Raw genomic sequence first — 25,387 nt, 5'->3', positions numbered from 1 at the left:
GGGGAAGATCCTGTCAGGCGGTTACACGCTCGATGGCTGCGATCAATTTGGATGGGTCAAAAGGCTTTACAATCCAACCTGTTGCTCCGGCTTCGCGGGCGCGGTTCTTTTTCTCCGCGTCGCTTTCGGTCGTCAGAACCAGGATAGGAATTGCGCGGTAGCGTTCGTTCTGCCGCACACCTTCAATGAAGCCGAAGCCATCAAGGCGCGGCATGTTGATATCTGTGACGATTACGTCCGGGTTGGATTCCTCGAGAACTTCCAATCCCTCGATACCGTCTTCCGCTTGCACAATGTCGAAGCCGGCATTGTTCAATGTCACCAGCAACATGTTGCGGATGGTTCGCGAGTCATCGACCGTGAGAACCTTCTTCTTCATTTCAGCATCTCCTTTGGAAGCATAGCTTCATCCGAAATTCCTAATAATTGCAGAGTCTTGACGAAAACATCAGACGCTGACTCGACCTTGAAATTCTGATCTTCGGCGCGCCAGCTCTTTGCAGCAGACAACAGTACCTGCATGCACTGGGCGCCAACCCGGTTTACATCGGATGCGTCAATGTCGATGTCCTCGCCCTTGTGCGCGAGCACCTGTTCGTGCAGCCGACTGGCCGCGTTGAGGTCCAGGACCTCCGGTAGTTTCAAAACTCTCGGTGATGTACCGTCAGACGACATGTCGACTATCCTTGCTGGTGAATGTGCCTAGGCTGTTTGCCAATGCGTTCTGTCTTTCAATCGGGCTCATCGAGCGAGCCTCCGCGGCAACGCTTGCATGTGTCCGTCGTCAGCGGGTGATCGCTGCGCTGTCAGCTCAACACTTTGAAAACCGGCATGACGCTGCCGCCGGTGCAGCCGGATTTGCTCGCCAAGCTCTGAAATGACGAGTTTGAGATCAGCGCCGGTTTCGGCCGCGCCGGCAAAGCGTGCGCCACCGGTGGTGATCAGACCCGCGATGCGTCCCAGAGAGGTGGCCGAGCCGCTGATATGACTGGCTTCCGTCTGCGCCTGTGTTCCAACACCTGCAACGGACTGGGATATGTTGCCAACCTGCTCGACAAGCCCGGAAATGGCCGATCGCGTCTGATCGACGAGCTCGACACCGCGGCCAACATGTGATTTTGCGTCGGAAACCAGGTCCTTGATTTCATTGGCGGCGCCGGCAGACCTTTGCGCAAGCGCCCGAACTTCGGTGGCCACGACCGCGAAGCCCCGACCAGCGTCGCCTGCACGTGCAGCCTCGATGCCCGCGTTCAGCGCAAGAAGATTGGTCTGGAATGCTATCTCTTCGATGACCGAGATGATCTTGCCGATCTGTTCGGCGGAATTTTGAGCCCCAGCCATAGCGTCGATGGCTTCTCCAACAACCCGGTCGCCGGCCTCGGCGCTCTTGCGGGCTTCGGCAATCAGGTTCTCGGCCTTCAGGGCTGTCTCTGCCATCAGGCTCATGCGACCGGCGATGTCCGCGAGGCCATCATGCTCTTCATCAACGCTGACGCCGTAACTCTGGATTTCGACCCGAACAGCCTCGATGTCATCGCCGAGCCGAACGGCGAGCTGCTGGGCCTCGGAAAGACTGGCAGCGGATCCGGTCACAAGGTCTTCGAGACGGCTTACGGCGCGATTGAAATTGTCAGCAGCCTGCTGGTGAATCTCAAGAGCCTGGGGCTCGATACGAACGGACAGGTCACCATCGGCCAATTGCGCAAGAGCAGCGCCCAGAGTTGCGTCAACCAGCGCCCGCTCCCCGGAGATTTCGTCTTCGCGCTGCCTGGTCAGTGTTCTGGCCTGCTCGCCAAGTCTGTGGCTCACCTGCATGTCGATATCGATAAGTGCAGCCTTGACAACATCGACAAGACGATCAGCCAGCAGGTTTCGCTCGGAACGACGCGAGAAGCCTTTGAAAAGGCCTGTGCGGCTTTCGTCGACAAGTCTGCGGATGACCCTTTCGAGTACCAGTGCATGACCACCAATCGACCAGCCTGCATCAAGCCCGATGCGTTGACGAACCTCTCCAAGGATAACCGACCGGTCCACGTAGAGGCCGTCAAAGCGGCCATCAGACAAAATTGACCAGTGGGCGACTTCAAGCTCTTCGAGCCGGTCGATCTGGCGACCGGACGTGAACAGGGAGGCAATTTCCGGGGTATTTTGAAGGCGTTCGAAGAATGCGGAGAGTGCAGTTCGGGCCTCTGCCTCGATCATCGGCCGCATGTCACGTAAACGTTCGCCGCTTGCCTGATCGAGTTTGGTCAAGTCAAGGCGCGCGCGCAGGCCGTCAGCAGCCGCTGCATCCCTCACTCTTGCTTGAACCTGCCCCACGCGTTTAACCCCAATAGACGGCTATGTGCCGAAAACATAAGTTGGGCCGATCTTGCTGCGTGTGCGGGGTCAAAACACCTTGTGTACCTGTCACACTTGTTGACAGAGCACAGTCGGTGTTTTCATACCGTCGCGCCGCTTGGCCCATGAAATTCTGGAAATCCGGATCTGGCCGGAACCTCGGAGCGGCTTCATGCCTTTGTGGGGTCGCAATGATCGCTCATATCCACAATCCGAAGATCAGATTGTTTTTTACGTATTAATCCTTGCCCGAAGGTTAACGCTGATTGCCAGTGTTAATCATATATTGGGCATAAATCGCGATCTGACTTGCCAAGCTCGGTTCAGTTTCAAGCAAAAGGAGATGTTACAACACAAGCTTCGGGCAAGTTGCATCCCCTAAAGCTTATTCCGACAATGACAATGATGTCAGCTGAGGTCGAGCAATGATTGTTCTAGGAATTGGTGCGATTGCAATCGCTATCACCACTCTCGCAAGCTTTTCACTTCTTCTTCATTCAAGTGAAACACGTCGCCGGTTCAAGCGGATTTTCTGACAAAGAAGAAATCTGTTACCGCTACAGACGTTTTACTGGTGCCAGCTCGGTCCAGTTCAACATGCTAAAAAGCTAACAATTTAATCGCTGACTACAAGATCTTGCAGTCCGCGAGCATTTTCAGGCCGGCTTTTCTGCTGACCTGCGAACAGATGCGGGCCCACAACGGGCCACCAAATCTTCGTGCGCAGTAAAGATCTCATACACGGGCTATGTGATTGTCCCAGGCGCGATCATATCCAACGGTTCCAAACCGGCCGGATTCACTGGAGGTGACAAAGCCATCCCGACGGGCCTGGATTCCGCAAGTACCTGGAATATTATCAACCTTCAAAGCCTTGCCAGTGCGGGTATCCAGCATGACCACGGCGCCGCTCTTGGGCGACGTGACGGCCAAGGTCACGCCGTCATTGGCGATAGCCACGGATCCAGCATATTTGCCAAGGGCCGTCGCCGCAGCGTCTTCCAGTTCGACCGAGACCAAACCCGAATCATCATCAAGTCTTGCCAGAACCGGCACCTCGTCGACGGCGTTGCCCTCGTACTGCCCGCCTATCCAGACTTGATGGCTAGAGTCCACCGCCATATGGCGCAAGGACAATCGATGCAGCCTTTCGGGCAGGGCGTGGGAGGAGAGCAATGCCCCGGTCAAGATGTCGATCAACACCATGGACGGCGCCATGGTGGGCAGATTGAGCTTCTGGCGCCCCTGATCAGGATGGGTGCGTATGCCGCCGTTTGCTACGCACAGTGTTCTGCCGTCCGGCATCAACACGATTTCATGCGGCCCTACACCATGGGAGGCAAACTCCCCTATGCGGTTGAAGCCATTGGTGACATCGTAAACGCCAATGACGCCGTCGCCTGTTTCAAATGCGTTTTCAGCCGCATAGAGCAAACGAGCGTCTGCCGAGAACACACCGTGGCCATAGAAATGCCGGGTCGCTGGCGTATGGAACGCAATTGGTTCGGCTTCCCGCCCGCGATGCAGCGCGACTGCAAAATTGCCGGGGCGACGGGCAAAGGCCACCAGCCATTGCGCTCGTGGGTTTACTGCAAAACCGTGCCCCCGACCCGGAAGTGTATGGGTTGAAACGATCGCTGACTTTTCATCAAGTATCGCGACACCATAGGCACCCTGCGGATCCCTGTAGGCGGCAGCAAACAGAACATCGGATGCAAGCAGTTTCTCGGCCCCTGCCGGTGTGAGGCTGCTTAGCCAGGCAAGCCCTGCTCCCGCCAGAAATGTGCGTCTTTCAAGAACGACCGGTTTCAATCGCCATCTCCAAACGAAAATCCGACCGCGAGACCTCCGGCTTGAGCAAATTCCTCGTCGAGACGACCCACGATGATCTTGATGGCGTAATCGAGATAGACCAGTTTTTCACGCGTTTCAGCATTGCCCAACAGATCGCTGACCGGGGCCTCCAGGCTCTTTGCGGTATCAGTTGCCTGCCTGAACTCAAAGCGAATGGTATCGGCGAGGCGGGGTGCGCTGTCTTTGGATACGACTTCGATGCCGCTTTCATTGAACAACGCTTCGAGACCTTCCAGATTGGCGCTGATCGACGGCAAAGTCATGTCGGAGCGCCAGAAAAGTGCGGACTTCGGCCGATCATGATCAGGATTTTCCTGATCAAGAAAAGCGCTCACGCGGGTGTCGCGGATCGCATCGAGGCCATGGATCATCTGGCCCAGCAGCAGGTTCAAAGCCTCCTGATCGGTCCTGAACAAGGGATTTTCCGGGCCTGGCTTGAGAAACACCGGCACAAGATCGGCGTCGTCCTGCCAACCGGCGATGATCTCGTCCGACAGGTCAACAAGGTTGGACGAAGCAGCCTTCGCAAATGCACAGCGGTGACTCGCCTCAGACTTGGCAAGCGCATCGCTACCGCTACCAAAAAGGATGAACTCAAGTGCGCCCAGGCCCTGCATCGCGACACTCTGGCCTGCGAGTGTGCTTACCTCGGTAACGCTTTCATCCTTTGATGCGATGGCAGCCTGGACCTGCTTTCTGCCCGTGCCCTTCCGATCAGGGAAAAACAGGATGCGCTCAAGCCTGTTGTCAGACATCACCGGACCGAGCCGCAGCCATTCAATCCGTGCCCAGCCGTCCACGGCAGCGCGAAATGCAGACCGTGAGGCTTGCAGATTCTCATCAGACGGGGCGCTGCAAAGCGCAGTTACGGCGGCTGTCAGATCCGATGCTGCGACATTGACGGCCGCATAGCCGGGACGGATGTAATCGACGAGCATCCGTTCCAGCACTGGCCCGATAGGAGGACGCGTCGTGTCCTGATCCGCGAGAGCAGCACCGGCGCTGGCAACCAGCGCCACTAGACAGATCAAGATGCGGTTCATCAGAGACTTTCCAGAAATTTCAACAGGTTGTCGCGATCCAACTTCTGCAAAGCGGCAAAACCATCCCGCGCATTTTCTGCCTCGCCGCCGTGCCATAGAATGGCCTCGGTCAGATTGCGCGCACGGCCATCATGGAGGAAAAACGTATGGTCATTGACGATCTTGGTCAAGCCAGCACCCCATAGCGGCGGCGTCCGCCATTCCTTGCCGCTGGCTGATCCAACCTGTTGGCCGTCTGCCAGCCCATCGCCCATGTCGTGCAGCAGGAAATCGGAATAGGGCCAGATCAACTGAAACCGATGCTCCTTGGTCGCCGCTTGCCGGGATGTGACATACTTTGGCACATGGCATGACGTGCATCCGAGATCGTAGAACGTCTGCTTGCCTGCCAAAACATCGGCATCGCCAACCTGCCGACGGGCCGGGACCGCCAGGTTCTGCGAATAGAATGTGACCAGATCCAGCACCGGATCGGGCGCCTCGGTGTTACCGAGACTTGCCTGAACACCGGTTGGCAAAGCCAGACATTCAGCCTGTCTGGCCGTGCAATCTCCATGGCTGTTGGGAACGTCAGGCGTGGAAATACCGATGTCTCCGGCGAAGGCTCCGGAAGACTGCTGACGTACCGTCGCATTCTGCGCCTTCCAGCCGAAGCGCCCGACGGCAAGCTTGCCCGTAGCGGGATCGCGGGCCATTGCAACACGACCCGAAACGCCATCACCATCGAGGTCCTCGGGATCGGCGTGCGCGAGAATATCTGCCGGGTGAATGGCTTCGATCAGGCCCATGCCGGTCATCGGCGGCGACATCCGCGGCGACAGTGTGGTCTCGGGATCGAGCGGACCAAAGCCAAGATCAGCAACGCTGTAGCTTGGCTTGCGCAGGGAAACCACCGAACCATCGCTCAGTTCGACCGGCTGCTCCTGATACTCGATCACCATCCGGCCTTCGGCCTTTAGTCCGGGCACGGCAAGATCCTGGAGCTGGCCGCCATACCCTGGGTCCGGCAGCGAGGCGACAAGGAAATTCTCGAGCGCCTGACGCTCCTCATCGGTTTTTGCCGGACGTGCAAGCCGCAGGAACATTGACGTCGCGTCCGCAGCCCCTTCGGGCGGATGACCGCGACCATCCTTTATGTGGCAGCTTTGACAGGCCCGTGCGTTGAACAGCGGTCCGAGGCCGTCAGATGCGAGGGTTGACGATGGCGAGGATACCCAGAGTTTGCGAAACAGGGCATTGCCGAGCTTGAAGGTCTCTTCCTGCTCAAAAGTGAGATTGGCGTTGAATTGCGACAAGGCATCACGATTGACCAGCTTGACGGAAGTGCCTGCGCCGCCCTGCATTCGTTCGAACTGTTCGGCCGCATCAAAGCTGGTTGTTGGCTGAACAACCCGCTCGACACGCTTGCGGTCCTTTTCAGTGAGGTCATCGCGTGTGTGAGGCAACGCCGCCAGATCGTCGGCCAAGGCCGGCAGCAGCATAGAAAGAGCCAAGCAGCCCGCCGCCCAGCCCCGGAGGACAAAACGGGAGGCAGGCATTCGGTTCGGTTTGGAAATACGTAATGAAAAGTAATCGGTCATACAGTGCCACACAAATTTTACATCAGTGAGCACATAAACTTTGGATTCCGCGATCATGTTCAATCCCGGCATTGGCCCGAAAAAGGCCTTTGCGTTCTTGTATTAGTTACCCGTCGTCAGCAGGTGATGCGTTCAGCAGGCCATATTTCTGTTCGCCCAGATTGCCGAGCAGCTCGAGCTGAGTTTCAAGGAAATCTATATGCCCCTCTTCGTCGGCGATCAAAGACTCAAAAAGGTTCTTGCTGACATAGTCGCCCTCTTTCTCACAGATGTCGCGAGATTTGGTGTAGGCGGTCCAGGCATCCTGCTCGCCGGCCAGATCGCTTTCGAGCACTTCCCTGATGTTCTGGCCGATCCTGAGCGGCGCCACCGTCTGAAGATTGGGGAAACCGTCGAGGAAGATGATCCGCTCGATGATCTTGTCGGCATGCTGCATTTCCTCAATGCTCTCCGCCCGCTCCTTTGCCGCCAGTTTCGAGTAACCCCAATCGTCAAGCAGCCGGTAATGCAACCAGTACTGATTGACCGCCCCCAGCTCCAGAAACAGAGCCTCATTGAGGCAGTCGATGACTTTCTTGCTCTTTTTCATAAGTCGTCCGTGTCCTTGTGGTGAAAACGCTTTGCATTTTGCACCATCAAGCCACCAGTTGCGACTGCCTTTTGGCCGCCGCCTTCTTTTTTGCGTTTTCCATACGCAGACGCTGATCCGCGATACGGGTCAAAAGTTCCACCACCTTCGGCTCCGGGCTCTGCATCTGGGCATGATACGCCTGAGTTGTTTCGACGATGATGTCGATCACGCCAGGAAAACAGCCACAACATTTGCCGCGCGCACTCATTGCCTGAAACACCTTTCCCGGCGTGATCAGCTGCCATTCGTCGGCGTTCAGGAAGTCGATAACGACCTGCTCGATGTCTTTGGTCGAAACGAAATTGCAGCTGCAAACAATCATGGTCTAGTTCTCACTGAAATACGGCATCGGGGCTGTCGAGACTGTCAGACCCTTCCAGTTCGATCGTGCCGAGCTCAAGTGCAGCTATGGCGCGTTCAATCGATCGGGTCTGAGTGATCAAACCGTCAATAGCGGCCTGTACGGTGGCGTTGCCCTCGTCGTTGCCAACGGCGATCATCTGATCATAGGCTTCAACCGTTTCTGCGCGCTCAACCATCGCTTCCATGGCGGTGACAGTGGCATCAAGATCAGTCGAAAGTTCGCTCGCGATCGCTGGATCCTTTGCAACAAGCAAATCTGAGAGCGACGGGCCGGTCAGTTCAGATCCATCGGGCCTGGTGTAGACGCCGGTATAAGCGGTGCGAATGCCGACCGCATCATAGCGGTGAGAATTGTGGGTGTTGTCGGAGAAGCAATCATGCTCCTCTTCCGGGTCGCCAAGCAGCAGACCGAGCTTCATGCGTTCGCCCGCAAGTTCACCATAGGAGAGCGAGCCCATGCCAGCGAGGATTGTCGAAAGCCCGCTGGCTACGCCGCCTTGCTCAACCGCCAACCGCGCCGCTCCGCCGTCTTTCCAGTTGGCAGCCATCTCTTCGAGATCAGCCACAAGCAAATCGCTTGCTGCGCCAAGATAGTCACGGCGGCGCTCGCAATTGCCATTGGTGCAATTCTCAAGGCTGTAATCAGTGGCGGGACGGCTGCCCGCGCCGGGACCATTGCCATTGAGGTCCTGCCCCCAAAGCATGAACTCGATCGCATGATATCCGGAAGCGACATTGGCTTCGATGCCGCCGGCTTCCTGAAGCGTGGTGGAAATCAGCTCCGGGGTAATCTTGCTGGCATCAATGGTCTTGCCGTTGATCTCGATGGACGGATTGGCGATCACATTCGCCGTGAAAAGCGTGTTCTCGTCGCTCTCGGAGCCATAGCTCGCATCAACATAGTCAATCAGACCCTCGTCCAGCGGCCAGGAGTTCACCCGCCCCTCCCAGTCATCCACGATCGGATTGCCGAAACGATAGACCTCGGACTGCTGATAGGGTACGCGGGCCGCAAGCCATGCAGTTCTTGCGGCTTTCAGTGTCTCGTCCGTCGGATTTGCGAGCAAGTCCTCGATCGCGCCATCCAATGCCTGCGCCGTTGAAAGCGCATCGCCGTACTTGGCTTCGGCGATATCAACGTAGTGGGCAATGACAGCTTCGGGAGTCACATCGGCAAGCGCAATGGTGGTCATGGCGGTTGAGGCGGCGAGGCCAAGTCCGAGTAAATGTGCGAAGCGTTTCATGGTCTGCAGTACTCTCACTATTCCAATTTCATTCAGTGGATAGACCCACTCGCGCCGGATACGGCGAGAGATGATCTGATGTCGATGTCCGCAATCGCGCTCAACGGGATCGGCGCCAGTCGCTGGCTGTGGCCAAGCAGGATCGCGGCGTAAGCACTTGCGCGGTCGACCACCTCGAAGCATGCATCGGAACAAGTCAGCAGCCTGGCAGACTGAACCAGAAGATCCTCGTCACCGTGCTGCGCGCCCGATACCATGCCGAGCACCAGACACTCATCGCGACACAGATGTCCGGCGCCGGGTTTGTAAAACCGCAGCGGGCAGGTTGCGCAGGCGCCAAGCTGGCGGATCAGCGCCGCCATCGCATCAAGCGCCACCGGCCCGTCGATCGCCCCAAGCGCCTTGGCGTGGGTTGCCCGGGCCGCATCCCAGTAGCGCGAATCCGAATGTGTCAGGCCGGCAATCCAGTTGCGATATCCATTGATGACCAGGTTCTCCGGCTGCTGACGCAGGTAGGCTGCAGCCGGACAGTCTCCACAATCATCGTGTTCCATTCGTGCCATTTCATCGACCCGCCTTCTAAACATGAGATTTTGGGTAATGTATTCTGAAAGTGGAGTCAAACTGTATAGTTTAGAATGAATCCAAACTGTTACGCAGGTTGGCCATACCGGGGCCTTAACGGCTTAAACCTGACAGATGCAACAAGAAGATAACTGCCGGAAAGTGGGCCAATTTGCCTGATAAAGGGACCAGACGCGTCTCATGCTGCCCCAAACCACCAGCAACGCGGTTATGCCGAATTGTGAAAAAATGACAGGATGATTGACCCAAGCATTGCCGACCGCCGAACCGTGCCTACGTTCACCTCAACGCCAGATTTGACTGTTTCGCGTACCGGGGCGCCGAGGACCTGAAAAGATGCTTGAGATGACGCTTCCTTCGATTGCCCTGATTCTCGGCAGTGGCCCCAGTGCGCCTAATATCCAGAACTGGCAGAAGCCTGATCGTGTGAAAATTGTTGCCATCAACAACGCCTGGCAGGCACGCGCAGATTGGGATTATCTGGTTCATGCAGGCGACTTTCCGGTCGATCGCATGCCAGAACAGGTCGCACCATGGCAGTCTGTGCATAGTCATGAAAGCTACGTTTCGGCTCAAAACCGCTATGGAGGATTTGTCTATGGCGGCGGCACCATGGCATTTACCGCCGGGTATTGGGCTCTCGATGTGCTCAAGCCGGATATCCTGGCCTATTTTGCCTGCGACATGACCTATTCCGGCAAGGTGACCCATTTTTACGGCAATGGCACCGCCGATCCGTTGCGCCCGGATGTGACCTTGCAATCGCTTGAAGCCAAATCCGGGCGGCTGATGGCGCTTGCCGGGCGGCAGGGATGCGCCTGCATCAATCTTTCGGCGGAACCTGACAGCCGCCTAGTCTTCCCACGCGCCACATTTGCAGATCTCAAGAGACCGCTAGCCGCCTTTGAGACTGACCCGGCAATGATTGAAGACGCACTTTCAGAGGAAGCCAGGCTCGGTTACATGGTCGAGGACGGCGAATACTGGCATCACACCGAGCGTTTTGATGCCCGGGCGCTGTCCCGGATCGACGAGATGTGGCTGAGAGCCTGTGAAACCGAGCGATTGGAAAAGCGCTTCGCGTGATCACAGCGATCTGCCAACCCGCCGGTTCTGACACTGCGCAGATGACCTAAAGCGCGCCCAGTTTTGCCCGCAACTCGGCCATGAGCGCCTTGCCGTAATTGTTCTTGGTCAGGCCTTCTCGAAGGAGCAGGCTTTTGAGCGTTTGAGGCTGGCGGTCGTCCGGCCTTTTCTCATTCATCGTCCTTCTCCATCGCTTTGGTGAAATTCAGAATAAGCAGCGCCAGCTTGGTGCCGTGCACGAGGACAGCGTCGCTGTGAAAGGCACGTGCGGTTTCCGACATCAGATCATCGCTGTCGTCTGCGGACTCATCAAACGAGAGACAGGATTCGCCAAGCGCGAGCATCACTATGCGGGCGCGCATTTGCTCGATGGTTTTCGCCTGTCCGGGCGCTGTTTCTTCCATCAGCGGCAGCAAGGTTTCTGCCACTGTCCCAAGCCGCAAGCAGCCCGCTGCTGCCAGCGCCTGGTATTCGATGGCTTTGCCATAGGCGCGTTGCAACACCATTTCCCGGCCAAGATCTGAAAAGCCGATCACATCGGTGGCGGCGCGGCGCAGCGCCAGTATGCTATTGCTTGCATCCGGTCGGTCCATCACTGCTCCCCTCACGTCATTGAACGCGAAAGCTAGACCCGTTTTGTTGGAAAGGGAATCGTTTCATCGCCGGAAAATGCGCGCGGCAGAAGAAAGATCGTCGTGACAAGCTCTTCGCGCACAAGGACACGCCAAGAGACCGGGCCGCGGTTGCAAGTCAGGCGAGATCAAACAGCTGCTTCAACGCCGGGAATGCCTCCAGACAGCTTCTCGTTTCATCATGCAGCTCCGGACGCAATTGGCCTTGGCTCCAAAGCGCAACACCATCGACGCAGACGCCAGGATTGGCCAGCATCCAGCAGATTTCTCCCGGGGCATAGGCGCCACAGGTGTGAAAATGCAGATAGCCGGGACTGGTGAAAATCGTGTTTGACCAACGGTCGGGATCATCCGCCACAGCCATATCATACTTGACCCCGGGATGGATGCCGGCATGCCAGGAATGCACCGCACCAGCGTCTATGCCGAAGAGGCTGGACACATGATGATAGTGGTTGCGAACGCTTGCGACAGTCTCCGCATCGCCCGAAAAATCCAAGATGCGACCATTCTCGATCTCCGCATAAATCGTCTTTTCCAGTGCCAGCCAGGCAGGTGCGTAGGCACGATTCCCACTCGGGGTGAGATAGCCAGCAAGCGCAACACGGCCGGAAAATCGTTCTGCTGAAACGGGAGCCGGCACGCCCATTGGAAACCGCCGCATCGATACATCCACCGCACCGTTGGGATTGGTGATCGGCGATCCGGTAACCTGCGTCCCCAACGGGCATTCGATGTCGATCCGCGAAGCCCGCGCAAGAACGTCGTTGACGGCCTGCTTGAGGGACAGCATGGCCTGGTGCTCGAGCCTGCCATAGGCTGACGCCAGCATGGCGGCGGAGCGGATGTAGCTCATCACCGATGTCTTGCCAGGCGCGGCGTCACCGAAACGGTCTTCGTCGCCGATACGGGCGAAATAGACTATTTTGTCGCTTTCAGCGATCTGTGCCGAGACGACAGGATCCAGTGGTTGGGAAGGCGCGCCGACCTGAACCAGATGCGCAACAAGCCCAAGCTCTGATGCAGTCTCGGCCACTGCCAGCGGTGCAGCTTGGTCGTACCAACCCAGCGCAGGATCCTCGTGCAGGATCAGCAGTTTCTCACCGCGCTTGAAGCCACCGCAGTTGATGAGAAGATTGTAGGCTCCAGCCTTCGTATCGCTGTCAGATGGAGCCGCCTGTGCCATCATCCACGCCGTTCTGCCTGTACCGTCAGAAACGTCAGCGTTTGGCTCAGCACCTTGCGAAATCCGTGGCTGAGTTCGGCGTCGAGGCTGAGGCTGTCACCGGGTTTCAAGCTGAATTCGTTCGGTCCGTACTGATAGATGGCTTCGCCTGTGAGGATGTGAATAAAAACGACCCCGTGGCCAAGATAAATCGGCGGGCGGGCATCCTGGCGCTCCAACGTTACAATTCGGGCTTCAAACTGCAGATCACGCCGGGTGTGGAAAGCCAGATTGACATAATCATGCCGGTGGTTGCCGACGATACGGGTGGATTTCAGGCCGCCGCCGTTCTCGACATGGGTGAAATCGGTGTGGTCGGATGCGGTTTCCCTGAACAGGCTGACCAACGGCACATCAAGCGCGCGGCTCAACGCGGTCAAGGTCGAGATCGAAGGGGAAACCTGACCGCTTTCAATCCGGCTGATCATCGCCGGCGACACGGAGGCCTTTGTCGCCAATTGGCGTGCCGACAATTGGCGGTCTTCCCGAATGGATTTCAGCGCCAGGCCGATTGCCAGATCGGTTTCGGAACTGCCGGTCGAAGCTTCGACTGGATGCTCCACACTCGTACCCGGTTGTTCCATTTCGTCCATCACTCGGCTTTTCGGTAAGCAAATGCCTTGGCAAAACGCCATACAAGGTAGTCGCCGCAGGTGATCGGCGGCTCGACCTGACTACCATCCTCGCCATAGATCTGTGTGGCGTCAATGACAGTGTCCGGATCGGGATCAAATGCCAAGACAAGCGACAGCCGCTCGCGGCCTGACGCATTGACCACCCGGTGCGGTGTCGATTTGTAGGCGCCATTGGTCCAGCGGGCGAGCAGGTCAGCGACATTGACGATCAAGGTGCCTTCAAGCGGCGGTGCTTCGACCCACTCACCGTTGGTATCCTGAACCTGAAGGCCGCCGACGGAATCCTGACACAGAACGGTCAGGACGCCAAAATCCGTGTGTGGTCCCACTCCAAACTGGTTCTGGCCCATTTCAGCGGGTTGCGGCGGGTAAAAAACAAAGGATGCGCGGCTCAGGGGACGCGTCGCGGTGCGCAGGAAGAAGTCCGGCTCCAGACCCAGCCCAATGGCAAAGCCCTGCATCAGGTAATGGGCAACACCATGGGCATGCTCGAAGTAGGTCATCGCATTGGCCTGCATGTCCGGCAGGAAACCGGGCCATTGATTGGGGCCGCGCAGCGCATGATCTTCCGGCGTCTGCCCCTGATCATCCTGGTAACCCCAGATGAAACTCTCCTTGAGGTCGGCTTTGGCTTCATCCTGCATCTTGGCGCCGCCCTGACCGAGCCAGCCGCGATGCTTGGAGGACACGCGCACCGTTTCCTTGAGCGCGGCGTCAGCATGGAAGAACTCGTAGGCCGATGTGCGACAATTGGCGATCACGTCTTCAGGGATGCCGTGTCCCTTGATGTAGATGAAACCAAGGCCTGTGCTGGCGGCATGCAGCGCCTGGGCGACCGAAAGCGGATCGCTGCCATCACGCAAGGGAGTGATATCGACTACCGGAATCTGGTCGGCGTCCATTTGGCGAGCCTGCGAGTAACCCATATCAAGCCTCCTCCGAGAAATTTACTATAGGTAAATTATTTGCTTTTCAGGCAACATGTCAAGTCTTCGCATAGTAGCCGACGATGTCGCCTTCGGTGGTCACGCCCAAGCCATTGAGAAGCCGGTTGGCGTAGTTGAAATAGCCGATGATCTGGTTGGCTTCGAGGATCTGGCCATCATCAAGTCCGGCCTCACGCAAGGCCTCCACATCAGCCTTTTCCATCTCACCCGGGTTCAGTGTCAGCTTTTCCGCGTAGCGCATGAGCGCAAGTTCGGCGCCGGCGAAAACATCCTCAGGACGCTTCTCCTGCAACGCGGCATGGATGGCGTCGGCGCGCTCGTTGTTTCCGATGAGATGATGCGCATTGGCCCAGTGATTGGCGAGTGAATAGGGACATGTGTTGAGCATGGACACGTAGGAGCTGATGGTCTCCTGCAGCCACATGGGCAGGGTGTTGCTGTCGTCATGAAGCGCCGCACGATAGAGCGCCACATGGCCACGCATGGTGCCGGGTCTGAGCGAATGGACGCGCATGACATTGTCGACAGTGCCATGCGGCGTGCGCGCCAGCTTCAGTGTCTCCATCAAGGCGTCATCGGCCTCGGCATCGGGAATCATGTGGATCCAGGCGGCTGACATCTGCGTCTCCCTAGTTTCGCTCATCGGTTTTCATGCGGCGCTCAAGCCAGCGCACTCCGGCAGACACGATCAGGATCAAGACCAGATATTCGAGCACCAGAACCGTATAGATTTCGAGCGGGCGGTATTCGCTGACGACCAGTTCATTGGCCTTGCGGGTCAGTTCCTGCATGCCGATGACGGACACAAGCGATGACATCTTGAGCATGTAGACGAGCTGGTTGCCGAGCGCCGGCAGGATGCGGCGGATGGCCTGCGGCAGTATGACATAACGCATGGTGTCGCGGTAATTGAGCGAAATGGAATGCGCAGCCTCGTACTGCCCCTTGGCGATCGACTGAATGCCGGCCCGGAAGATCTCCGCCTCAAAGGCACTGTCGGACAGGGCGAGTGCAATGACGCCTGCCCAGAAGACGCTGATCGTCAGGCCCGACAATTGCGGCAAGCCGTAATAGACCCACAAAATGAGCACCAGAATAGGCACCGCCCGAACGATCTCGACATAGGTCCGGCTCATGAACCTGAGGCCGCGATTTTTCGAAAGCCCGGGCAATGCAATCAGCAGGCCGACCACCACGGAAATGACGATGGCCGTTAAAGACAGCAGAACCGTGTATTTGAGCCCGCTCAGCATGAAGGACAGATTGATGGCACCGTTCTTGGTGGCCGGATTGACGACATACCAGCCCCAATTGGCCGAGCAGCCGCTGAGCACCGTGGCGAGCAGTAACAAGACAATCGGAGTGCGGATCCGGCCCATCAATGTTGCAGTATCCTTTGCAGAAACTCGCGGCATCGCGGGCTCCTGGGGCTGGTGAAGAATGTCGCGGGCTCGGCCCGTTCGACGATCTCTCCATGGTCCATGAAAACCATCATGTCGGCGACCCGGCGGGCAAACCCCATCTCATGGGTGACGCAAATCATGGTCATGCCGCTTTCAGCCAGTTCGCCCATGACCTCGAGCACTTCGTGGATCATCTCGGGATCCAGCGCCGAGGTCGGCTCGTCAAACAGCATGATCTCCGGGTTCATGCACAGTGAGCGCGCAATCGCCACGCGCTGCTGCTGGCCTCCGGACAATTGGCGCGGATACTTCGCTGCCTGTTCAGGGATGCGAACGCGTTCAAGATAGCGCATCGCCAGATCTCGTGCATCGGATGCTTTCAGCCCCATCACCCGCATCGGGCCCAGGGTCAGGTTTTCCAGCACGGTCAAATGGGGAAACAGATTGAATTGCTGAAACACCATGCCGACCTTGGAGCGGTTCGATATGTCTGCTCCCATTCCCGGCCCGAGTTCCGCTCCGCAGACGACAATCTTGCCGGAGCCATGGCTCTCTAGTCCGTTGATGCAGCGGATAAGTGTGGATTTTCCCGACCCCGACGGGCCGCAGATGACCAATTTTTCTCCGCGCCGAATCTCGAGAGAAATCTCGTTTAGAACCCTGAAATCATCAAAGTGCTTCGAAACCCGTTCAAAACTGATGATCGGCGGCGCGGTATCGGACAAAAACTGCTCCATTTGGGCGGATTCAGACAGACAAACCAAAATACTGTTGCTTTCTATGCAACAAATTTATCCGGTTGCAAACTCAAATTTTCCGGACAATGATGCCTGAACGCTCAATAAAGGGGAATTTACCATGCGTTTTCTCACCACCTTCGCCATGGCTCTGATGATGGCAATCGCATCAGGGCAAGCCCATGCGCAATCCGCTCTTCAGGACGTCCTCAGTTCCGGCACACTCAAGGTCGGCACCACCGGTGACTGGAACCCGATGACGATGAAAGATCCGGCAACCAACAGCTATACCGGATACGACATCGACGTGATGACACAGTTGGCGACAGACCTCGGTGTCGAGGTGGAGTTCGTTCCTACCGACTGGAAGACACTTGTGAGCGGCGTCTCCGCCGGCAAGTATCACCTGACGGGTTCGGCCTCGATTTCGCCTGCGCGCGCCAAGGCCGCCGGCTATTCGATGAGCTATTTTTCGCTCGCAACAGTGCCCTTGATCCTGGCAAAGAACGCCGACAAGTTCAAGGATTGGGCTGATCTCGACAAGGCCGACGTGACAGTCGCTGCCACCCTTGGCACGACCCAGGAAAAGCAGGTCAAGGAATTCTTCCCGAACGCCCAGTACAAGATTGTCGAAGCACCGGCACGGGATTTCCAGGAAGTTCTTGGCGGTCGCGCCGACGCGCATATCACATCGAATGTCGAGGCCTACAAACTGGTCGAGCAGTATCCCGAGATGATGATCGTGCCGGTTTCCGCTCCGCGTGCGCGGACGCCGGTTGCCATGCTGCTGCCGCAGGAAGATCAGGTCTGGATCAATTACATCAACACCTGGATCACCTTGAAAAAAGAAGCTGGCTTTTTTGATGAGCTGAGCAAAAAATGGCAGCTTTCCAACTGATGATGCGGGGCGCGCAAGCGCCCCGTTACGGTTCCCAATCATGCTGACCATCTATGCCATTGCCCCCAGCCTCTATTGCGCCAAGCTCAGGATCCTGCTGCGTCACAAGCAGTTGACATGGGAAGAAGTGCCGCCACCCGGCGGCTACGGCTCAGATGAGTACAAGCGCCTGATCGCTTCGGGCAATCTGCCGGCCATGGTTGATGGCGATATCACACTGGCAGATTCTGAAGCCATCGCCGAATACCTCAACGAGCTTCATCCGCGCCCACAGATGCTGCCCGACGCCCCTGCAGCTCGGGCGAAAGTTCGCGAGCTTTCCCGGTTCCATGACACACGGCTGGAACCGGCGCTACGTGTGCTGTTCGCGCATATCGGGGCTGACGAGCGCGACAACGATGTGCAACGGCGGCAATCGGATGCCCTATCCGCCCGGCTGGCCCAGCTCGGCAAAATGCTTGGCGAACGCGAGGACGCCGGTCACACGCTGACGCTCGCCGATTGCGGATTTCCGATCAGCTTTGAATGGATCGAAAGGCTCGACCCCGTCTTCGACTTGAGGATGGTCTGGCCTGATGCAGTGGTGGCTTACCGGGAGCGCTTGAGTGCGCTGCCGGCGATCGCCGCGGAACTGAATGCCTACAGACCGGTGCTTGACGGCTGGCTAGCGAAAGCTGTCCTCGGGCGTGACGATTGAGGCCAATCATGAAGCTTGATCACATGACATGGCTGGAGGTTGAAGCCTATCTGGCTCACAGAAACGGCGTGTTTCTTTCAACCGGCTCGATTGAGCAGCATGGCCCGATGGGCCTGATCGGCACCGATGCGCTCTGCTCATCCGCAATTGCAGAGCGGGCGGCAGATCTGGCAGGCGCCATTTGTGCGCCGGGCTTCAGCTACACGCCTGCTCCTTTCAACACCGCTTTTCCCGGCACGGTATCGATTTCGACAGAACTGTTTCTGGCGCTTGTGAGCGAAGTGATTACAGGCCTGTCGGCGCAAGGCTTCACCCGGATCTACATCGTCAACGGCCACGGCGCCAATCTTGCGCCGCTTTCACAGCTGGCCCCGCCGGCCGGCACCTCTGTGCGCTATCGCAGCTGGTGGGATTTTGAACCGGTCAATGTGCTGCGCAAACAGTATTACGGCGACTGGGAAGGCATGCACGCCACGCCTTCGGAGATCGCCATCACCCAGGCGCTGCACCGCCAGATCGAACCATCCGAGATTGCAAAGCAGCCACCACGAAAGTTGAGCCCCGACTATATGCGCGCGCATACTGGAGACCGGCACGGGCCGCCGGACGAGCATCGGCGCGATTTTCCGGATGGCCGGGTTGGTTCCCATTCAGCGCTCGCCAGACCCGAACATGGGCACCTGCTGGTTGAAGCGGCTGTTACTGCCATTGCCGAGGATTTCGACGCCTTCTGCAGATCCTGATCCGGATGGTTCAAGTATCCTGTCAGAAGTGTGCGATATCCCGGTTTTGATTGTTGTCGATACAGAGGCAATCAGATCTTGATCATCACCTTGCCGTGGTTCTTGCGTGGCGCGCGAAGATAGTCCCAGGCCTCGCGAAATTCCTCCATCGGGAAGACGCGATCAACGGTCGGAGCGATTTTGCCGGATGCTAAGGCCGCATAGACGAAATCGAGGCCCTTCTTCTTCCAGTCAGCATCTTCGATGTAGTTGAAAAGCGAGTAGGGCTTAAAGGTGGCGTTCGCCTGATAGAGATACATCATCGGCAGTTCGGGCAGTTTCTCGTCGAGAGTGCCGTAAAAGAATATCTGTGCGTCCTTTGCCAGTGCCTGGCTGTAATGCGAGATCATCCCTGCCCCGACCGAGTCGAAGACAGCATGGACGCCAACGCCGCCGGTAGCCTCCCTTACGGCCTCAGCCAGTCCCTCGCCGTTGCCGACATAGACATGGCTTGCGCCACCCTTCATCAGGTAGTCACGGTTGTGGTCGAAACGGGTCGTCCCGATCATCGTTGCGCCCTTCAGCTTTCCGATTTCCAAGGCGGCATGGCCTGCAGTGCTGGTCGCCGCGGTCACGAGGATGTTGACGCCGGGGCCTGCCTTGGCCAGTTCAGCGATCGGATAATAGGCGGTCATGAACTGCATCCAGATCGATCCGGCTTCGACCGCACTCATGCCCTCCGGTGCCTTTGTCAGGTAGCGGGGATCCCTGATGACGCTGTCGCCGCTGACACCTTCCATGTCATAGAAATACGGAAGCGTGCAGTATCGCTCCCCCAGTTTGATCCCGGTGACCCCTTCGCCGATCTGATCAACAATACCAACCGCCTCGCAGCCGATGCGCGCTGGCAGTTGGCTGAAATTGAATGAGTAGCGGCCTTGCATGAGGTCCATGTCACCCCAGTTCAGGGCAAAGGCCTCGACTTTCAAACGAACCTCGCCTGGCCCTGCGGTCTTGGGCGCGTAGTCGCGCAATTGGAGACCGGATATCCCGGTATATTCGTTGATAACCCACTCGCAATTTGCTTCAGGCATTCAGATCTCCTATTTCTCGAGTTGTGCTGAATTTGGAATTGTATGGACCTGCTGCCGGCGATCGGAGGTAGTGCTTCCCGGGCAGAAATTCCGACTGCGGCCGGAATGATCAACGCCATGGTGGTATCGCGACACAACGGATCGATACGGAGGATTTTGAAGCAGCCCTGAGACGTCGCTGAAAAACAGCGGACCCTTGTCGGGACCGATAACGCCCGTGCTAAGGCCGAACAAGCCGACAGTGCGGGTCCTGAAAGCCCCATCACTGATCCTCCGCGAGAAAGCCGTATTCATTGATGGAAACAAGGTCGCACATTATACAAACTTAATGCAAGAAGAAACCAAGATGAAGAACGCTGACAAGAAACCCAAGGACGAAGTGCCGTTGCGCAAGAGGCGCGGGGCGCTGCTGGTCTATGAAAAGCTGCGCGAGGACATTCAGTGGCTGCGTATCGACCCCGGCTCGGCGCTGGATGAAGTCGCCCTGTCCAAAACATACGACGTGTCGCGCACTCCCGTTCGCGAGGCCTTGCTACTGCTTGAGAGAGAAGGGTTTGTGCAGTTTCTTCAAAACCGGACCTCGATCGTGGCACCGCTATCGCTCCACAATCAGGCAGCCTTCCTGGACACCTATATCCTGCTTTCCCGGGGACTGATCCGAGCCGCCTGCATGCACGGAGGCACAGACCGCAAACGGCTGGAAGAGCTCTTGCAGGACTATGCGGACGGGTTGGAGGCGGGAGACGTCGAGCGCGCGTTTCGCGCCCAGCTCGAACTCTACCGTTTTATCGCCAGGCAGGCGCAGAACCGGTTCCTCGAGAAATATTTCCTTGAGGCGCAGGACGCATCTGTTCGGATGAAACTGCTCTACTTTTTCCCACACATTACAACAGAAGCGAAAACAGAGGCTGTCGCTCGACTTCGCGCGGTTGTTGACGCGATGGCAGCAGGTGATCACGAAAGCGGCGATGCAGCCGTGCGAGACGCAATCCTCTTTGAGGCGAAGGTCATCCAAAGCGGCCTCGCACCGCGCTTCGGCCACACGCTTCCAATTGATGAAAATGGCGCGGGATGAATAGTGACGGCAGTCCTTTGAAATAGGCATGCTGGCCAAAGCTGCCTAATTCAAAGATGTCGCGCCGCTTTAGCCGCGGGCGAGACTCACACGGGCGTGCAGCAGCGCCCTGAGGGGCCGAGCTACAAACATATTATCTGATCAGCTTCTCCGACAGCTTGAGACAGGGCAGATGCCAACCCAGACTGATAGAACCGTAAAATGCCAAAGTCCGCCAAAATTGCGGAAGGCTGCACCATCATCACATATTTGAGGAAAAATGGTGCCCGGAGGCGGATTTGAACCACCGACACGCGGATTTTCAATCCGCTGCTCTACCAACTGAGCTATCCGGGCATCCGGTCCGTAAGCCTTAAAGGCGGGACCAGAAGCTTGCCGGCGAAGAAGTTTTCCACCACCGAAAGCGAGCGCGTTATACCATCTTGAAAGGCACTGTCCAGCACCCTTTTTGCGGTTTTTTCCAACACGCGAAAAAACAGGTACCGAGGTCAGCCGCGGTCGTCGAAATCCTCGTCCTGATTGTCCTCGACTTCGGTGACCGGAATAGCGTAGCCGCCGACCAGCCAGCGGTTGAGATCGACCGCACGGCAGCGTTCTGAACAGAAGGGATAGCTGTCACGCGTCGATGAACGCCCGCACTCCGGACATGGCTGCGCCTTGCGCAAAGGGGTCACTTTGCCGTCACTCATTGTCTCAGCCCTCAAGCCATTTGTAATGGACATCATAGCCTTCGCCGGTGAGCAGGCCAACGGTCTCATTGAGCGGCAGTCCCACGACGTTGGTGTAGGAGCCGACAAGCTTGACCACGAAGCTTCCGGCCAGCCCCTGGATGGCGTAGCCGCCAGCCTTGCCGCGCCACTGGCCCGAAGCCAGATAACTTTCGATCTCAATCCTCGAGAGCCGCTTGAAGCGCACCCTTGTCTCGACGATCTTCTGACGAATGGTGTGCCCGGGCGTGACCAGGCAGATGCCAGTGAACACACGGTGGTTGCGGCCCGACAGCAGATAAAGCGCGTTGGACGCCTCATCGATCTGTTCGGCCTTTGGCAAAATGCGGCGACCGACGGAAACCACAGTGTCAGCCGCCAGGATATAGGCGTCCTTCCAGGCCGGATCGATCCGGGTCTGGGCAAGCGCAGCTTCGGCCTTCTCGCGCGACAGGCGCCGGGCGAGAGAGCGAGGATGTTCAGAACGCTGCGGGGTCTCATCGAGATCCATCGGCATCAGCCGGTCGGGGGCGATGCCTGCCTGGTCGAGCAGTTCAAGCCTGCGCGGAGAACCGGAAGCGAGGATCAGTTTTTGCGATCGTGCCATGGGGTGGCATCACATCTAGCGCTTACTTGAAGCGGTAGGTGATGCGGCCTTTCGTCAGATCGTATGGGGTCATTTCGACCAGCACCTTGTCGCCTGCAAGCACGCGGATACGGTTCTTGCGCATGCGGCCTGCCGTGTGCGCGATGATCTCATGCTCGTTCTCGAGCTTCACCCGAAAGGTTGCATTCGGCAGCAGTTCGGTGACCACGCCCGGGAATTCTAGGACTTCTTCTTTCGCCATTCAGTGTCTGTCTTTCTTTTAAAAAAAGGCGGCGCATAATGCGCGGGCCTGAAATTTGGCCGGAACCTACACAAAGACGAGCGCTTTGTGAACCAAATTGATTCACATGCCCGGAGGCCCCCGCGACCAGCCCTTGCCCGAGCTAATGCGCAGCTTCAGCATGTCGCGCACTTCCCGATAAGCATCGAGAATGCGCTCGCGGGTTCCCGTCGCCACCGTCGGGTCCGGGGTCGGCCAGTAGATGACCTCAACGGCATTGCCGCGGGTAAGTTCCAATGCGCGGTGGTGGCCCTCGGGCGCCAGTGTAACGATGACATCGAAATAATCGTCTTCAAGCTCATCAAGCGTTTGCGGCTGGCGGTTGCCCAGATCAAGTCCGATCTCGGCCAGAACCACGTCGACAAACGGGTCGCGTTCACCCGGACGCACGCCGGCAGAGGCGATATAGGTGCCCGGCGGCAGGATCGATCGGGCGATGACCTCGGCCATCGGCGACCTGATCGCGTTCATGCCGCAGACAAACAGCACCGCGCCGGGTGTTGCCTTGGCGGTTGTCTTGGCGGCTTCCGGGGCGATGTCGTCCGCCATGACGGTCTCTATCCGCGCCAGTGCAGCACGCAGACGAGCGTGAACAGACGTCTGGCGGTGTCAAAATCCATCCGGATCTTGCCGTCCAGCCGGTCCATGAGGGTTTGCGAGCCTTCATTGTGAATGCCGCGCCGGCCCATGTCGATCGCTTCGATCTGGGAGGGCGTCGAAGAGCGAATGGCCTCGTAATAGCTTTCACAGATCATGAAGTAGTCTTTGACGATGCGCCTGAACGGCGTCAGCGACAGAATGTGGGTGGAAACGGCTTCGTCGGCTTGCGTGGCAATCGAGAACACCAGCTTGGAATCAATCAGTGAGAGCTTGAGCTTGTAGGGGCCTTTGTCGTGACCGACCGGCTCGAAGCTGTTTTCCTCGATCAGGTCAAAAATGGCCACAGCGCGCTCATGCTCAACATCAGGGGTTGCGCGGCCGATGGTTTCATCGAGCACAACATCTGAAAGCCGTTGAGTGTCCGCCGCTGTCATCCCTTCTACAGCCCCTCATCCAGCCCTTCGTCACGCTGGTTCATCCTGATCGACACCGAACGCGCATGGGCATCAAGCCCCTCCGCCTGCGCCAATGTTATGGCAGCAGGGCCGAGTGACTGCAACTGCTCAGCACCGAGCTTGAGAATCGAGGTGCGCTTGACATAGTCGAGCACGGAAAGACCGGAGGAAAACCGCGCCGAGCGCGCCGTGGGAAGCACGTGGTTGGACCCGCCGACATAATCGCCGATCACTTCAGGCGTGTGGCGGCCGATGAAGATAGCGCCGGCATTGCGGACCCGGGCGGCCAGTGCCTCAGCGTCACCGGTGGCTATTTCCAGGTGTTCGGCAGCAATCCGGTTGGCGAGCGGCAGCGCCGCCTCCCAGTCCCGCACGACAATCACAGCGCCGAAATCGGCCCAGCTCTTGCGCGCTGTCTCCGCACGGCTCAGCGTTGCGAGCTGGCGGTCAACAGCGGCGATCACCGCCTCACCGAAGGCTTCGTCGCGGGTCATCAGAATCGATTGTGCGCCAACGTCATGTTCTGCCTGTGCCAAAAGATCGGCGGCGATCCAGTCGGGATTGTTGTCGGGATCGGCCATCACCAGCACTTCAGATGGTCCGGCAATCATGTCGATGCCGACGGTGCCGAAGACCTGGCGCTTGGCGGCTGCCACCCAGGCATTGCCAGGGCCGACGATCTTGGCGACAGGGCGGATGGTCTCGGTGCCATAGGCGAGTGCTGCAATCGCCTGGGCGCCGCCGATACGGTAGATCTCGCTGACACCGGCGATGCGGGCGGCTGCCAGCACCACGGGGTTGAGCGCGCCATCGCGTGCCGGCACCACCATGACGATCCGCTCGACCCCTGCCACCTTGGCAGGCACGGCATTCATCAGCACCGAGCTCGGATAGCTCGCCGTGCCACCTGGAACATAAAGGCCGACGGCTTCAATCGCCGTCCAGCGCGAGCCGAGTTCCACGCCAAGCGCGTCGACATAGCTATCGTCTTTCGGCATCTGCCGCTTGTGATGGCTAGCGATGCGGTCATGCGCCAGTTCAAGCGCTGAAATGATCTTCGGGTCTGTCGCCTGAAAAGCGGCCTCGATCTCGTCCGCGGTCACGGCAAGACCGAGCGTACGCGTGTCGATACCGTCAAAGCGCTGGCTGAAATCGTGCAGTGCCGCATCGCCGCGTGCCCGTATTTCGGCGATGATTGCGCGCACATCAGCCTCGACGTCCACGGACACTTCACGCTTGGTTGTCAGGAAAGCGGCAAACCGGCTTTCAAAATCCGACTGCCGGTAATCAAGCCTCAATACCAATTTTCTGCCCCTACATCATGTCTTCATCATCGTCCGCGGGCCTGCATGCAGACCGTATTAGCCACCCAGCGGATGGCGCGGCTTGAATTTCGTTTCCCAGCCGCCGGCAACATCGGCAAGCTGTATTTCTATGCAGGCGACATCCAAATGGATCACCGCGCCGCCGGATAAAACCAGTTCGATCACACCGGCAGGTGCTTCGTCGCCCGCCAGAAACCGCAAGGCCAGCAGCGAATGAACCGCGTCGGTGTCTTTCGGCTTGACCCCAAGCGACTTGACCGCGCGGACCTGCTTGAGCACCAACAGGGCACGGCGGCGTTCGAAGGTTTTCTTGTCCCTGCCCTCTTCCCAGACAAACCGGTTGGCCTCAAGCGTGAAAACGCCGTCCTTGCCGAGAAACTGCGTATCGCCGGTCTTGAAGACGGCATCCTGCAGGCAGGCGGAGATCACAGCGAGGTCTGCTTCGTCAAGCGCGATCAGTTTCAGACTGTCCATGGGTACCTCGATATGGCTTCATTCAGGGCTCACCCCGCCGCAAAGCAGGTGCTGCACTGCAAGGTAGGTGCGCCGGGGTCAAAGCGCAATGAGCAGTAGCCCGTAGCTTCCGAAACACGCGGTTACTTCAGCTTCTGCGCACACATCA

General features: G+C 57.9%; 31 protein-coding genes and 1 tRNA gene. 5 read left to right on the top strand and 27 right to left on the bottom strand.

Features of this window, described 5'->3' with window-relative positions:
• Window positions 1-13: 13 nt before the first annotated feature.
• From WNZ14_RS07225 to WNZ14_RS07180, 10 genes are all read right to left on the bottom strand, one after another.
• Window positions 14-379 (bottom strand): response regulator, encoded by a 366-nt coding sequence (locus tag WNZ14_RS07225; protein WP_342867897.1) that lies wholly within the window; start codon window positions 377-379, stop codon window positions 14-16.
• The gene (locus WNZ14_RS07220) at window positions 376-675 is read right to left on the bottom strand and encodes an STAS domain-containing protein (protein WP_342867896.1); all 300 of its coding nucleotides are present in this window, start codon (window positions 673-675) and stop codon (window positions 376-378) included. The genes WNZ14_RS07225 and WNZ14_RS07220 overlap by 4 nt, the downstream gene beginning before the upstream one ends.
• 66 nt (window positions 676-741) lie before the next feature.
• Window positions 742-2,298, bottom strand: coding sequence for a globin-coupled sensor protein (locus tag WNZ14_RS07215; protein ID WP_342867895.1), 1,557 nt, complete (start codon window positions 2,296-2,298; stop codon window positions 742-744).
• A 777-nt stretch (window positions 2,299-3,075) separates the two neighbouring features.
• Window positions 3,076-4,152, bottom strand: a complete 1,077-nt coding sequence (locus WNZ14_RS07210) for a DUF1513 domain-containing protein (RefSeq protein ID WP_342867894.1) — start codon at window positions 4,150-4,152, stop codon at window positions 3,076-3,078.
• The gene (locus tag WNZ14_RS07205) at window positions 4,149-5,237 is read right to left on the bottom strand and encodes an imelysin family protein (protein ID WP_342867893.1); all 1,089 of its coding nucleotides are present in this window, start codon (window positions 5,235-5,237) and stop codon (window positions 4,149-4,151) included. The genes WNZ14_RS07210 and WNZ14_RS07205 overlap by 4 nt, the downstream gene beginning before the upstream one ends.
• A complete protein-coding gene (locus WNZ14_RS07200) occupies window positions 5,237-6,718 on the bottom strand; it encodes a di-heme oxidoredictase family protein (RefSeq protein WP_342868535.1) in 1,482 nt (493 codons plus the stop codon). Before WNZ14_RS07200 ends, WNZ14_RS07205 begins: the two co-directional genes overlap by 1 nt.
• A 205-nt stretch (window positions 6,719-6,923) precedes the next feature.
• A complete protein-coding gene (gene bfr, locus WNZ14_RS07195; protein WP_342867892.1) occupies window positions 6,924-7,406 on the bottom strand; it encodes a bacterioferritin in 483 nt (160 codons plus the stop codon).
• A 46-nt stretch (window positions 7,407-7,452) separates the two neighbouring features.
• On the bottom strand, window positions 7,453-7,770 hold the full coding sequence (locus tag WNZ14_RS07190) for a (2Fe-2S)-binding protein (RefSeq protein ID WP_342867891.1): 318 nt from the start codon (window positions 7,768-7,770) through the stop codon (window positions 7,453-7,455).
• Window positions 7,771-7,780: 10 nt separating this feature from the next.
• Window positions 7,781-9,004, bottom strand: a complete 1,224-nt coding sequence (locus WNZ14_RS07185; protein ID WP_342868534.1) for an imelysin family protein — start codon at window positions 9,002-9,004, stop codon at window positions 7,781-7,783.
• Between the two features lie 83 nt (window positions 9,005-9,087).
• Window positions 9,088-9,609, bottom strand: coding sequence for a hypothetical protein (locus tag WNZ14_RS07180; RefSeq protein WP_342867890.1), 522 nt, complete (start codon window positions 9,607-9,609; stop codon window positions 9,088-9,090).
• Window positions 9,610-9,976: 367 nt separating this feature from the next.
• Here WNZ14_RS07180 and WNZ14_RS07175 point away from each other — a divergent pair, with 367 nt between their 5' ends.
• Complete coding sequence (locus WNZ14_RS07175) at window positions 9,977-10,726, top strand: hypothetical protein (RefSeq protein ID WP_342867889.1); 750 nt, start codon at window positions 9,977-9,979, stop codon at window positions 10,724-10,726.
• A 46-nt stretch (window positions 10,727-10,772) separates the two neighbouring features.
• On the opposite strand, the gene WNZ14_RS07170 is transcribed toward WNZ14_RS07175, so the two are convergent.
• From WNZ14_RS07170 to WNZ14_RS07135, 8 genes are all read right to left on the bottom strand, one after another.
• A complete protein-coding gene (locus tag WNZ14_RS07170; protein WP_342867888.1) occupies window positions 10,773-10,904 on the bottom strand; it encodes a hypothetical protein in 132 nt (43 codons plus the stop codon).
• On the bottom strand, window positions 10,897-11,319 hold the full coding sequence (locus tag WNZ14_RS07165) for a hypothetical protein (protein ID WP_342867887.1): 423 nt from the start codon (window positions 11,317-11,319) through the stop codon (window positions 10,897-10,899). Before WNZ14_RS07165 ends, WNZ14_RS07170 begins: the two co-directional genes overlap by 8 nt.
• Before the next feature lie 157 nt (window positions 11,320-11,476).
• Window positions 11,477-12,544, bottom strand: a complete 1,068-nt coding sequence (locus WNZ14_RS07160; protein ID WP_342867886.1) for a hypothetical protein — start codon at window positions 12,542-12,544, stop codon at window positions 11,477-11,479.
• Window positions 12,544-13,176 (bottom strand): XRE family transcriptional regulator, encoded by a 633-nt coding sequence (locus WNZ14_RS07155; RefSeq protein WP_342867885.1) that lies wholly within the window; start codon window positions 13,174-13,176, stop codon window positions 12,544-12,546. The genes WNZ14_RS07160 and WNZ14_RS07155 overlap by 1 nt, the downstream gene beginning before the upstream one ends.
• Complete coding sequence (locus WNZ14_RS07150) at window positions 13,176-14,144, bottom strand: 2OG-Fe(II) oxygenase family protein (RefSeq protein ID WP_342867884.1); 969 nt, start codon at window positions 14,142-14,144, stop codon at window positions 13,176-13,178. Before WNZ14_RS07150 ends, WNZ14_RS07155 begins: the two co-directional genes overlap by 1 nt.
• A gap of 58 nt (window positions 14,145-14,202) precedes the next feature.
• Complete coding sequence (locus WNZ14_RS07145; protein ID WP_342867883.1) at window positions 14,203-14,784, bottom strand: peroxidase-related enzyme; 582 nt, start codon at window positions 14,782-14,784, stop codon at window positions 14,203-14,205.
• A gap of 10 nt (window positions 14,785-14,794) precedes the next feature.
• The gene (locus WNZ14_RS07140) at window positions 14,795-15,580 is read right to left on the bottom strand and encodes an amino acid ABC transporter permease (RefSeq protein WP_342867882.1); all 786 of its coding nucleotides are present in this window, start codon (window positions 15,578-15,580) and stop codon (window positions 14,795-14,797) included.
• Window positions 15,544-16,305, bottom strand: a complete 762-nt coding sequence (locus WNZ14_RS07135; RefSeq protein WP_342867881.1) for an amino acid ABC transporter ATP-binding protein — start codon at window positions 16,303-16,305, stop codon at window positions 15,544-15,546. The genes WNZ14_RS07140 and WNZ14_RS07135 overlap by 37 nt, the downstream gene beginning before the upstream one ends.
• Before the next feature lie 121 nt (window positions 16,306-16,426).
• Here WNZ14_RS07135 and WNZ14_RS07130 point away from each other — a divergent pair, with 121 nt between their 5' ends.
• The 3 genes from WNZ14_RS07130 to WNZ14_RS07120 are packed head-to-tail and all read left to right on the top strand — an operon-like array spanning window position 16,427 to window position 18,643.
• Window positions 16,427-17,203, top strand: coding sequence for a transporter substrate-binding domain-containing protein (locus tag WNZ14_RS07130; protein ID WP_342867880.1), 777 nt, complete (start codon window positions 16,427-16,429; stop codon window positions 17,201-17,203).
• 40 nt (window positions 17,204-17,243) lie between these two features.
• On the top strand, window positions 17,244-17,900 hold the full coding sequence (locus tag WNZ14_RS07125; RefSeq protein WP_342867879.1) for a glutathione S-transferase family protein: 657 nt from the start codon (window positions 17,244-17,246) through the stop codon (window positions 17,898-17,900).
• 8 nt (window positions 17,901-17,908) lie between these two features.
• Window positions 17,909-18,643 (top strand): creatininase family protein, encoded by a 735-nt coding sequence (locus WNZ14_RS07120; RefSeq protein WP_342867878.1) that lies wholly within the window; start codon window positions 17,909-17,911, stop codon window positions 18,641-18,643.
• Window positions 18,644-18,714: 71 nt separating this feature from the next.
• Here the strand turns inward: WNZ14_RS07120 and WNZ14_RS07115 are convergent, their stop codons facing one another.
• Complete coding sequence (locus tag WNZ14_RS07115) at window positions 18,715-19,716, bottom strand: zinc-binding dehydrogenase (RefSeq protein ID WP_342867877.1); 1,002 nt, start codon at window positions 19,714-19,716, stop codon at window positions 18,715-18,717.
• A gap of 241 nt (window positions 19,717-19,957) precedes the next feature.
• Here WNZ14_RS07115 and WNZ14_RS07110 point away from each other — a divergent pair, with 241 nt between their 5' ends.
• On the top strand, window positions 19,958-20,791 hold the full coding sequence (locus WNZ14_RS07110) for a GntR family transcriptional regulator (protein WP_342867876.1): 834 nt from the start codon (window positions 19,958-19,960) through the stop codon (window positions 20,789-20,791).
• Window positions 20,792-21,051: 260 nt separating this feature from the next.
• Here WNZ14_RS07110 and WNZ14_RS07105 read toward each other — a convergent pair.
• The 8 genes from WNZ14_RS07105 to WNZ14_RS07070 all read right to left on the bottom strand — a co-directional run bounded on the left by WNZ14_RS07105 (window position 21,052) and on the right by WNZ14_RS07070 (window position 25,239).
• A tRNA-Phe gene (locus WNZ14_RS07105) sits at window positions 21,052-21,127 on the bottom strand.
• A 152-nt stretch (window positions 21,128-21,279) separates the two neighbouring features.
• Window positions 21,280-21,480 (bottom strand): DNA gyrase inhibitor YacG, encoded by a 201-nt coding sequence (gene yacG, locus WNZ14_RS07100; protein WP_342867875.1) that lies wholly within the window; start codon window positions 21,478-21,480, stop codon window positions 21,280-21,282.
• A gap of 4 nt (window positions 21,481-21,484) precedes the next feature.
• Entirely contained in the window at window positions 21,485-22,105 is a 621-nt protein-coding gene (locus WNZ14_RS07095) for a Maf-like protein (RefSeq protein ID WP_342867874.1), read from the bottom strand.
• 22 nt (window positions 22,106-22,127) lie between these two features.
• The gene (infA, locus tag WNZ14_RS07090) at window positions 22,128-22,346 is read right to left on the bottom strand and encodes a translation initiation factor IF-1 (protein WP_004435948.1); all 219 of its coding nucleotides are present in this window, start codon (window positions 22,344-22,346) and stop codon (window positions 22,128-22,130) included.
• 102 nt (window positions 22,347-22,448) lie between these two features.
• Complete coding sequence (locus WNZ14_RS07085) at window positions 22,449-22,934, bottom strand: low molecular weight phosphatase family protein (protein WP_342867873.1); 486 nt, start codon at window positions 22,932-22,934, stop codon at window positions 22,449-22,451.
• Between the two features lie 8 nt (window positions 22,935-22,942).
• Entirely contained in the window at window positions 22,943-23,419 is a 477-nt protein-coding gene (locus WNZ14_RS07080; protein WP_342867872.1) for a UPF0262 family protein, read from the bottom strand.
• 5 nt (window positions 23,420-23,424) lie between these two features.
• Window positions 23,425-24,744 (bottom strand): histidinol dehydrogenase, encoded by a 1,320-nt coding sequence (gene hisD / locus WNZ14_RS07075; RefSeq protein ID WP_342867871.1) that lies wholly within the window; start codon window positions 24,742-24,744, stop codon window positions 23,425-23,427.
• Between the two features lie 57 nt (window positions 24,745-24,801).
• The gene (locus WNZ14_RS07070) at window positions 24,802-25,239 is read right to left on the bottom strand and encodes a DUF2948 family protein (RefSeq protein ID WP_342867870.1); all 438 of its coding nucleotides are present in this window, start codon (window positions 25,237-25,239) and stop codon (window positions 24,802-24,804) included.
• Window positions 25,240-25,387 lie beyond the last annotated feature (148 nt).

The sequence above is a fragment of the Hoeflea sp. AS60 genome (assembly GCF_038900115.1).
Lineage (GTDB): Bacteria > Pseudomonadota > Alphaproteobacteria > Rhizobiales > Rhizobiaceae > Hoeflea.
Note: the sequence above shows the minus strand (reverse complement) of the source record. Positions and strands in the feature narration are given on the sequence as shown.

Excerpts from the sequence above, each read along its gene's own strand:
- WNZ14_RS07225 (WP_342867897.1), bottom strand. The coding sequence starts at position 379 with ATGAAGAAGAAGGTTCTCACGGTCGATGACTCGCGAACCATCCGCAAC.
- WNZ14_RS07220 (WP_342867896.1), bottom strand. The coding sequence starts at position 675 with ATGTCGTCTGACGGTACATCACCGAGAGTTTTGAAACTACCGGAGGTC.
- WNZ14_RS07205 (WP_342867893.1), bottom strand. The coding sequence starts at position 5,237 with ATGAACCGCATCTTGATCTGTCTAGTGGCGCTGGTTGCCAGCGCCGGT.
- WNZ14_RS07200 (WP_342868535.1), bottom strand. The coding sequence starts at position 6,718 with ATGCTGCTGCCGGCCTTGGCCGACGATCTGGCGGCGTTGCCTCACACA.
- bfr (WP_342867892.1), bottom strand. The coding sequence starts at position 7,406 with ATGAAAAAGAGCAAGAAAGTCATCGACTGCCTCAATGAGGCTCTGTTT.
- WNZ14_RS07190 (WP_342867891.1), bottom strand. The coding sequence starts at position 7,770 with ATGATTGTTTGCAGCTGCAATTTCGTTTCGACCAAAGACATCGAGCAG.
- WNZ14_RS07185 (WP_342868534.1), bottom strand. The coding sequence starts at position 9,004 with ATGACCACCATTGCGCTTGCCGATGTGACTCCCGAAGCTGTCATTGCC.
- WNZ14_RS07180 (WP_342867890.1), bottom strand. The coding sequence starts at position 9,609 with ATGGAACACGATGATTGTGGAGACTGTCCGGCTGCAGCCTACCTGCGT.
- WNZ14_RS07175 (WP_342867889.1), top strand. The coding sequence starts at position 9,977 with ATGCTTGAGATGACGCTTCCTTCGATTGCCCTGATTCTCGGCAGTGGC.
- WNZ14_RS07170 (WP_342867888.1), bottom strand. The coding sequence starts at position 10,904 with ATGAATGAGAAAAGGCCGGACGACCGCCAGCCTCAAACGCTCAAAAGC.
- WNZ14_RS07165 (WP_342867887.1), bottom strand. The coding sequence starts at position 11,319 with ATGGACCGACCGGATGCAAGCAATAGCATACTGGCGCTGCGCCGCGCC.
- WNZ14_RS07160 (WP_342867886.1), bottom strand. The coding sequence starts at position 12,544 with ATGGCACAGGCGGCTCCATCTGACAGCGATACGAAGGCTGGAGCCTAC.
- WNZ14_RS07155 (WP_342867885.1), bottom strand. The coding sequence starts at position 13,176 with ATGGACGAAATGGAACAACCGGGTACGAGTGTGGAGCATCCAGTCGAA.
- WNZ14_RS07150 (WP_342867884.1), bottom strand. The coding sequence starts at position 14,144 with ATGGGTTACTCGCAGGCTCGCCAAATGGACGCCGACCAGATTCCGGTA.
- WNZ14_RS07145 (WP_342867883.1), bottom strand. The coding sequence starts at position 14,784 with ATGTCAGCCGCCTGGATCCACATGATTCCCGATGCCGAGGCCGATGAC.
- WNZ14_RS07140 (WP_342867882.1), bottom strand. The coding sequence starts at position 15,580 with ATGCCGCGAGTTTCTGCAAAGGATACTGCAACATTGATGGGCCGGATC.
- WNZ14_RS07135 (WP_342867881.1), bottom strand. The coding sequence starts at position 16,305 with ATGGAGCAGTTTTTGTCCGATACCGCGCCGCCGATCATCAGTTTTGAA.
- WNZ14_RS07130 (WP_342867880.1), top strand. The coding sequence starts at position 16,427 with ATGCGTTTTCTCACCACCTTCGCCATGGCTCTGATGATGGCAATCGCA.
- WNZ14_RS07125 (WP_342867879.1), top strand. The coding sequence starts at position 17,244 with ATGCTGACCATCTATGCCATTGCCCCCAGCCTCTATTGCGCCAAGCTC.
- WNZ14_RS07120 (WP_342867878.1), top strand. The coding sequence starts at position 17,909 with ATGAAGCTTGATCACATGACATGGCTGGAGGTTGAAGCCTATCTGGCT.
- WNZ14_RS07115 (WP_342867877.1), bottom strand. The coding sequence starts at position 19,716 with ATGCCTGAAGCAAATTGCGAGTGGGTTATCAACGAATATACCGGGATA.
- yacG (WP_342867875.1), bottom strand. The coding sequence starts at position 21,480 with ATGAGTGACGGCAAAGTGACCCCTTTGCGCAAGGCGCAGCCATGTCCG.
- WNZ14_RS07095 (WP_342867874.1), bottom strand. The coding sequence starts at position 22,105 with ATGGCACGATCGCAAAAACTGATCCTCGCTTCCGGTTCTCCGCGCAGG.
- infA (WP_004435948.1), bottom strand. The coding sequence starts at position 22,346 with ATGGCGAAAGAAGAAGTCCTAGAATTCCCGGGCGTGGTCACCGAACTG.
- WNZ14_RS07085 (WP_342867873.1), bottom strand. The coding sequence starts at position 22,934 with ATGGCGGACGACATCGCCCCGGAAGCCGCCAAGACAACCGCCAAGGCA.
- WNZ14_RS07080 (WP_342867872.1), bottom strand. The coding sequence starts at position 23,419 with ATGACAGCGGCGGACACTCAACGGCTTTCAGATGTTGTGCTCGATGAA.
- WNZ14_RS07070 (WP_342867870.1), bottom strand. The coding sequence starts at position 25,239 with ATGGACAGTCTGAAACTGATCGCGCTTGACGAAGCAGACCTCGCTGTG.